We start from the raw sequence: 6652 nt of genomic DNA on the forward strand, positions 1-6652 counted from the left end.
ATAAATGATCAAAGATGTCATGACGCGCTCAAACAGGGATGCGATTCAGCGTTTTTTATTTCAAGAACATGATATTCGTGGCCAGCATATTCATTTAAACCAGGCTTGGCAGGCTATGCTTTCGGATCGGCATTACCCGCCGGTGCTAGTGAAACTCTTGGGCGAACTGACTGGGTTTGCCGCTCTACTGGCAAATGGTTTAAAACACCCTGGCAACATTATTTTGCAAGTACAAGGCCAGGGGCCGGTCAATCTGTTAGTGGTCGAAGTCACCCATGAACTTAAGTTAAAAGGTTTAGCCAAAACCAATGCACCGATTACCGATCAGCTTTCGGCCAATGAATTACTGGGCGAAGGTCAAATCATGGTGACGTTAGAAAATACGCTAACCGATCATTTATACCAGTCTTATGTGTCGCGCGAAGGTGAACAACTGATTGAAGCTTTACAGAACTTTTTAAGCCAATCTGAACAGCTGGATTCTAAGTTGGCCATCGAAGTCAGTGAACAGGCGATTGGCGGTTTATATCTGCAAAAAATGCCCAAAACCGATATGCACGATGAAGATGCTTGGGATCGTATTAGCCATCTAACCAGCACTTTAAAACCAGATGAGTTACTGGATTTGGATACCCCTATCCTACTCACTCGCCTGTTTCACGAAGAGCTGGTTGAGCTTTATGAGCCCCGAGAAGTGAAATATAAATGTGTGCAAGACCGCCAGCGCGTGGCGGCGATGATTCAATCTTTAGGCGAACAAGAAGCCCGCCAAATTTTAGCCGAGGAAGGTGAAATTGTGGTGTTTAACGATATGTGTAACTATCACGAACGCTTTAGCGCCGAAGATATTGACGAATTATTTAAATCAAATTAAGACTTCACAAGCTTTGCCAGTTTTGCACTGGCAAAGTATCAAATCAGCTCGCTAGTCAGCCGTGTCCCGTGTAAACACCCAATCTTTTTCGGATGATAATGGCGGCGCAAACTTATAACCTGCGTAATCAAAGTACTTTAAATCTTCTGCATTTTCGATCTGGTGGTCAATCGCATAACGCACCATTAAACCCCGCGCTTTTTTAGCATAAAAACTGATAATTTTATACTCGCCTTTTTTTAAATCTTTAAATATTGGCGTTACTATTGGCGCATCCAATAGCTTAGGTTTTATTGCTTTAAAATATTCATTCGAGGCCAAATTGACTATCGGTTTACCAGCGTGTTTCAAGGTGTTATTTAGAGTTTGAGTGAGGCTTTCACCCCAAAAAGCATACAAATCCTTACCTTTCGGGTTAGCCAGCTTGGTGCCCATTTCTAAACGATAAGGTCGCATTAAGTCCAAAGGTTTTAACAAGCCATATAAACCCGACAGAATCCGCAAATGGGTTTGAGCATAATCCAAGCCTTTTTTATCTAAACTGGCAGCATCCAGGCCTTGATAAACATCACCTTTAAACATAAACACCGCTTGTTTTGAAACACCATCATTTTCAGTTGGTTGGCACCAGGCCTGGTTGCGATCGAAGTTCAATTGCGCTAAGTCATCGCTGATATGCATTAACGGCCTTAAATCCATCGGCTCGAGCGGTTTAACGACCTGCATCAGCTCGGCCGATTGGGCTAAAAATTCGGCTTGGGTAAACGCCAGCTCAGCCGATCGCTTGGATTCGTCCAGCGCTTTGGCTGGGGATATCAACATCAACATCTTTATGGTCTCCAAAATTACTATGAAACGTTTCCCTAGCCAAATCCAGGTCTAAAAAGGCGTTGCCTAAAAACTGAGTTAAGCCTTAGGTGCCATGCCCTGAGCTTCTAAAAAATGGCGTAAGCTCATAATGTCATCTTTGCTTTCAATATCATGGCCATGGTGTGGTGTGCTAATCGCCAATTCCGCCCCATTTAACACGATTTTTGCGCGTCCATGATTTGAGGTGTCAATCGTGGCACCAAAATGTTCTAACGCCGACGCTAACTTTTTCCAATCAATATTGGCGGCCATCGGATGAGCAAAGATTTTTCTAATAATTACATCATGTTTGTGACTCATGTTTCGCTCCTTAATTTTTATTTTTTGGGTCTGTCTCTTTTCCACTAACCCGAGTTCATTATAGCACCCGCTAAAAGGCTTGCCGGCGCTTTATAAGCGGCGCAAGACGTTGTGATTTTAGACGAGGTTTGTTAGTATCTGCCCAACATAAAACATAAGGATAGCGTTATGCGTTTAGCACTTGGACTGGCCAGTTTAGTCATCAGCCAATCGGCTTGGGCGATTGTGAATATCGAAAACTTAAGAATGGATGAAACTCAATCCGGCTGGGCCGCCAGCACAACCTTGGGTGCCAACGGTAAACGCGGCAACACAGACGAAGATAATTTTTCGATTACCGGTGGTGTTCAGTATATTTCGGACAATCTAAAAAGACGTGATTTGTTGTTATACGATGCCGGCCAAAGCCAGTCTCAAGGTGACACCTATTCAGAATCCTATTTTGTGCATTACCGTCATACCGAACAGCTTACTCATAGCTGGGCTTGGGAAAGTTTTTTGCAACACGAAAGTGAACCCTTAAGCAATGATAGCAAGCGTAACTTGATCGGTATGAATGCACGTTATCGACTGGACTCTTTCCCATTCAACGGATTTGGTGGGGCCGGTATTATGTATGAAGAGCGCTCAATTGAACTACTGGGTGAAAAAGTTGAAGACACCGGTACCCGCTTTAATTTCTACCTGGATTCAAAATATAGCCTGAGCGAGACAACCGATTGGAAAATTAGTTTATATGCCCAACCAAAAACCGATGACTTTGACAACCTTCGTACAGTGGTCAGTACCGGTTTAACCACACGGATTAACAGTGTGTTTGCCTTTACGCTGGATGCGGCCTACACACATGATTCTGAGCCGCTAACGGAGCAGAAAAACTACGATTTTTCTTATAAAACCGGTATCAATATCCGATTTTAAAGCATCGCCGGCCAGGTTTGGGCGGCCAGCTCAAAATCTGACACATTATTACTGCCCAGATCAAGCGCCAAGTTATAGGTTGAATCCGCTGAAAAACGGATATAAGCGGTGTTGCCGCTCGTGGCCGTCAGTTTTAGTGTTCCGCTAATAGGTCGATTTACCAACACATCTTCGTCGGCTGTTACGACCAGGTTTTCAGTTCCCAACAAGGTTGTTACAAACACTTTTCCATAGTTTGGATGATACATTGTGCCAGTATAAAATTGCCCATCAGCCGATTCACTGACTTTAAAATCCTCGAACTTCGCAGTAAGTGAAGGCATTTGATCTTGTGAAATCACCAAATTATAGGTTTTACTTGGCTGACTGGCCGAAGGCTTATTTAAAACCGTCCCGCCAAAACGAATTTGGTAATGCGCTGGGATCGATTTTTCGTAACGATTAAAACTTGTCAGATAATCATCAGCCTGACCATCCACCATTATTGAACCATTTTCAGTCGTATGTGTGTTCCAAGCTAGATCCGCGTAACAATAGGAAGAAAACAGGGCTTTATTAACAAATCCGGTCACTTCTTGCGAGATTTCATCGCCCGCTTCAACCCCTTCCACGTCGGATACAATTGATGCCAAGCTAAACCCAATCGTATTGTTTTTGCCACAAGAATCAGTATCAAAATTCGTTAAATCTGCATCGGGTGTTAAACCTATAAGCTGACTAGGCCAATAATCCATTAAGCCCTGATTTCGATGATAAAGCTCAAACACGTCTACAAAAGTTTGCAGTTCAGCGATGGTCGTTAGCTCAGCCCAGCTGGTTTGGCCAGTGTAATTTACACCGTAGCTTTGCGCCGACGCATTCGTCTTAGTTTTAGGCTCTTCAATGCAGCCCATCAAAAACAAGGAACTTAGCAAGGGGAAAGCATAAATAAGCTTCATAGATATGACCTTCAATTTAGGCTTTAAAAGTTAATTTGTAAACCTAAGCAACCTTCCTGCCAACTAGCAAGGGTTTAAAATTTGATGCTCGGTTGCCCTAAGACGTTCTTGAGTGCCTATATCGCTCCAAAGTCCCACATAGGTTTCGCCACTGACAAGCTGCCGGCTCATCGCCTCGCGTAAAATCGGCGCTAGAGCTAAACGCCCCACCGGGTAATTAATCAATAGTTTTGGGTCAATTACACTGATTCCGGAAAACGTCCAATCCCCCTGTGCAACCACCAGGCCTGGTGGTTGCAAACCGAAGTCGCCCTTGGTTTTAAACTCCGGTGTGGGCACTAAAACCAAATGCGCCAAAAAATTTGGCTTCAACTTGGCCGATAACTGGCTAAAATCATAATAACTAAACACATCCCCATTTATTAAAATAAAGGGTTCATCATCCAGCAATGGCAAAGCTTGAATCATACCCCCTGCCGTTTCCAACCCGCCTTCTGGCTCTGGAGAGTAGTGGATATTTAAACCAAAAGCTTCTCCTCGGCCTAGGGTTTTTTCAAACTGCTCACCCAACCAGGCATAATTAATCACCACATCTTGCACACCGGCTTGCGCCAACTTTTCCAAGTGATACACAATTAGCGGTTTGCCGTTTAGCGGTAGCAAGGGTTTAGGGCAGGTATCGGTTAACGGCCGTAAACGTTCACCCCGCCCAGCGGCTAGGATCATCGCTTTCATGGTTTGACCTCTTGGAGTCGGAATAGGAGTTTTTGTGTCCAGTTCACCAAATCATGCATTTCACTATAATGTGAACCGACTTCGGTGATGTAGTTCAAGGTCGCCGGAATGTCGTTTAAATAGCCATCCTTGCCGTCTCGGTGATATAAACGCGCAAAAATACCCGAGGCTTTTAGGTGACGCTGAATGCCCATTAAATCCATCGACTTGGCAAAACCTGACCATTCCGACTGGCTTAATCGACCGGCTTGGCACAACATTAAAAAATATTGTCTTTGCCATTCGCGCACCTGTTCGGGCGGCCAGACAATATAACAATCGCGCAATAAGGACACGGCATCATAAGTCAGTGCGCCCTGCACCGCGTCTTGAAAATCCAAAATGCCCGGATTGTGTTGTTCGGTTAGCATTAAATTGCGACTGTGATAATCGCGATGCACATAAACCCGGGGTTGAGCTAGTGCGGATTGCACAAGACTATGTTTAGCAGACAACCAGGCCTGGTGCTCGAGTTTATTCATGCCTAAATCGCAATGACGTTCGCCCAGCCAGTCGGTAAATAAGTCCATTTCACGATTCAGCAAGGCCGCATCATAAGCTGGTAAATGCTCGCTTTTGGCTTGGGTTTGCAACACCACTAAGGCGCGCAACGCATCCGTGTAATAAGCTTCCGCATTTGATTCGTTTAATACCGACAAATAAGTGGTGGAGCCTAGATCGGTCAATAATAAATACCCTTGGGTTAAATCCTGCTCTAGCACTTTTGGTACATGCAAGCCCACCGCATCTAATTCGGCCGATACCGCAATAAAAGGTCGGCAATCTTCCTGCTCAGGTGGTGCATCCATAATAATGAAGCTTTGCTGACCTGTATTATCATTAAACAGGACTCGAAAATAACGTCGAAAACTGGCATCACTTGAGGCTGATTTTGGCGAAGATAACTCGCCTTGCTTAAAACGTGTCAAACCCGCTAACCAGGTTTGCATTTGTTCAAATCTTAAATCCATAATTTCTGCTTTTAAATGTTTGCGAGTATTCGGGTAATTTTACAAGCCAAGAAGTTTCGATTTCCGGCCCAGCTTTGCAGCTCAATAAAGCCTCTATTAAACAACGAACTCAGGTAGAATAATCGGCTAAGTCGCCAATTAGATAATTTTGCCTTTAGAATGTCAATTTTTTCCAAGTTATCCCTTGTTTGGTTTGCGTTCACCGCTAGCAGTTTAGCCTATGCTCAAACGCTTCAGTTAACGCCAAACTCAGACAACCCTTGCCTGCCGGAGTGGATTGCCGCCCCGCAAATCTTACCGTCACCGGGGTCTTTAACCCAGGTGGAAGGCGATCAGCTGGTTCAAACCCAAGCCAATCACATTACTTTAACCGGCCATGTACGCCTGTCAGAACCAGGCCTGGTGGTGTTAAGTGATCAATTATTTTATGATCGCGACAGCCAACATATTCGCGCATTTGGCCGAGTTGAATTTCACCAAAAAAACACCATCTTATTGGGCGAGCAAGCAGAATTCAACCAGGTCAGTCAAATAGGCCACATCAATCAAGTTCAATACCAACTGTCTGACAGCCGCGCCCACGGCTCCGCTAATCGGTTAGATTTTAATCAGGCTGAACGTATTAGCCATCTGGATAAAGCCAGTTTCACTACTTGCCCACTGACTGATCCAGCTTGGAACCTACACTTTGGTAACTTAGAAATCAACGATCCAAAACGTCGCCTTTACGGTTATCACACTTGGTTAGAATTTAAAGGTGTGCCGATTTTTTATACGCCTTACATCGATATTCCACTGGATGACCGCGCCAGTGGGTTTTTATTCCCTTATATCGGATCGCACAAAACACCTGCACAAACTCAAAGCGATCCGCTATCGGTGGTCGCCGTGCCCTACTATTTTAATATCGCCCCCAATATGGATGACACTCTCACCCTGATTGGCATTCAAGATCGAGGCGTTGTATTGGACAACGAATTTCGCTATTTACAACCAAAACATAG

Annotated in this window: 8 protein-coding genes; 3 read left to right on the plus strand and 5 right to left on the minus strand. The window is 44.4% G+C overall.

Features of this window, described 5'->3' with window-relative positions; genetic code table 11:
• The first annotated feature begins 19 nt into the window (after positions 1–19).
• Positions 20–874, plus strand: coding sequence for an Hsp33 family molecular chaperone HslO (locus IBX48_RS09430; protein WP_296833755.1), 855 nt, complete (start codon positions 20–22; stop codon positions 872–874).
• A gap of 51 nt (positions 875–925) precedes the next feature.
• Here IBX48_RS09430 and yaaA read toward each other — a convergent pair whose 3' ends face one another.
• Both yaaA and IBX48_RS09440 read right to left on the minus strand, forming a co-directional pair.
• On the minus strand, positions 926–1702 hold the full coding sequence (gene yaaA / locus IBX48_RS09435) for a peroxide stress protein YaaA (RefSeq protein ID WP_296833758.1): 777 nt from the start codon (positions 1700–1702) through the stop codon (positions 926–928).
• Between the two features lie 78 nt (positions 1703–1780).
• The gene (locus IBX48_RS09440; RefSeq protein ID WP_296833761.1) at positions 1781–2044 is read right to left on the minus strand and encodes a hypothetical protein; all 264 of its coding nucleotides are present in this window, start codon (positions 2042–2044) and stop codon (positions 1781–1783) included.
• A 168-nt stretch (positions 2045–2212) separates the two neighbouring features.
• Here IBX48_RS09440 and IBX48_RS09445 point away from each other — a divergent pair, with 168 nt between their 5' ends.
• A complete protein-coding gene (locus IBX48_RS09445; RefSeq protein WP_296833764.1) occupies positions 2213–2965 on the plus strand; it encodes a DUF481 domain-containing protein in 753 nt (250 codons plus the stop codon).
• Here IBX48_RS09445 and IBX48_RS09450 read toward each other — a convergent pair.
• The 3 genes from IBX48_RS09450 to IBX48_RS09460 form a co-directional block, all read right to left on the minus strand.
• Entirely contained in the window at positions 2962–3903 is a 942-nt protein-coding gene (locus tag IBX48_RS09450) for a hypothetical protein (RefSeq protein WP_296833767.1), read from the minus strand. The genes IBX48_RS09445 and IBX48_RS09450 overlap by 4 nt on opposite strands.
• Before the next feature lie 63 nt (positions 3904–3966).
• Positions 3967–4638, minus strand: coding sequence for an N-acetylmuramate alpha-1-phosphate uridylyltransferase MurU (gene murU, locus IBX48_RS09455; RefSeq protein ID WP_296833770.1), 672 nt, complete (start codon positions 4636–4638; stop codon positions 3967–3969).
• A complete protein-coding gene (locus IBX48_RS09460; protein WP_296833773.1) occupies positions 4635–5648 on the minus strand; it encodes a phosphotransferase in 1014 nt (337 codons plus the stop codon). The genes murU and IBX48_RS09460 overlap by 4 nt, the downstream gene beginning before the upstream one ends.
• Before the next feature lie 159 nt (positions 5649–5807).
• Between IBX48_RS09460 and IBX48_RS09465 the strand changes: the two genes are divergently transcribed.
• The coding region (locus IBX48_RS09465) for an OstA-like protein (protein WP_296833776.1) at positions 5808–6652 on the plus strand (845 nt) is incomplete at its 3' end.

Origin of the sequence: Thiomicrospira sp. (genome assembly GCF_014859555.1) — a bacterium.
GTDB lineage: Bacteria > Pseudomonadota > Gammaproteobacteria > Thiomicrospirales > Thiomicrospiraceae > Thiomicrospira.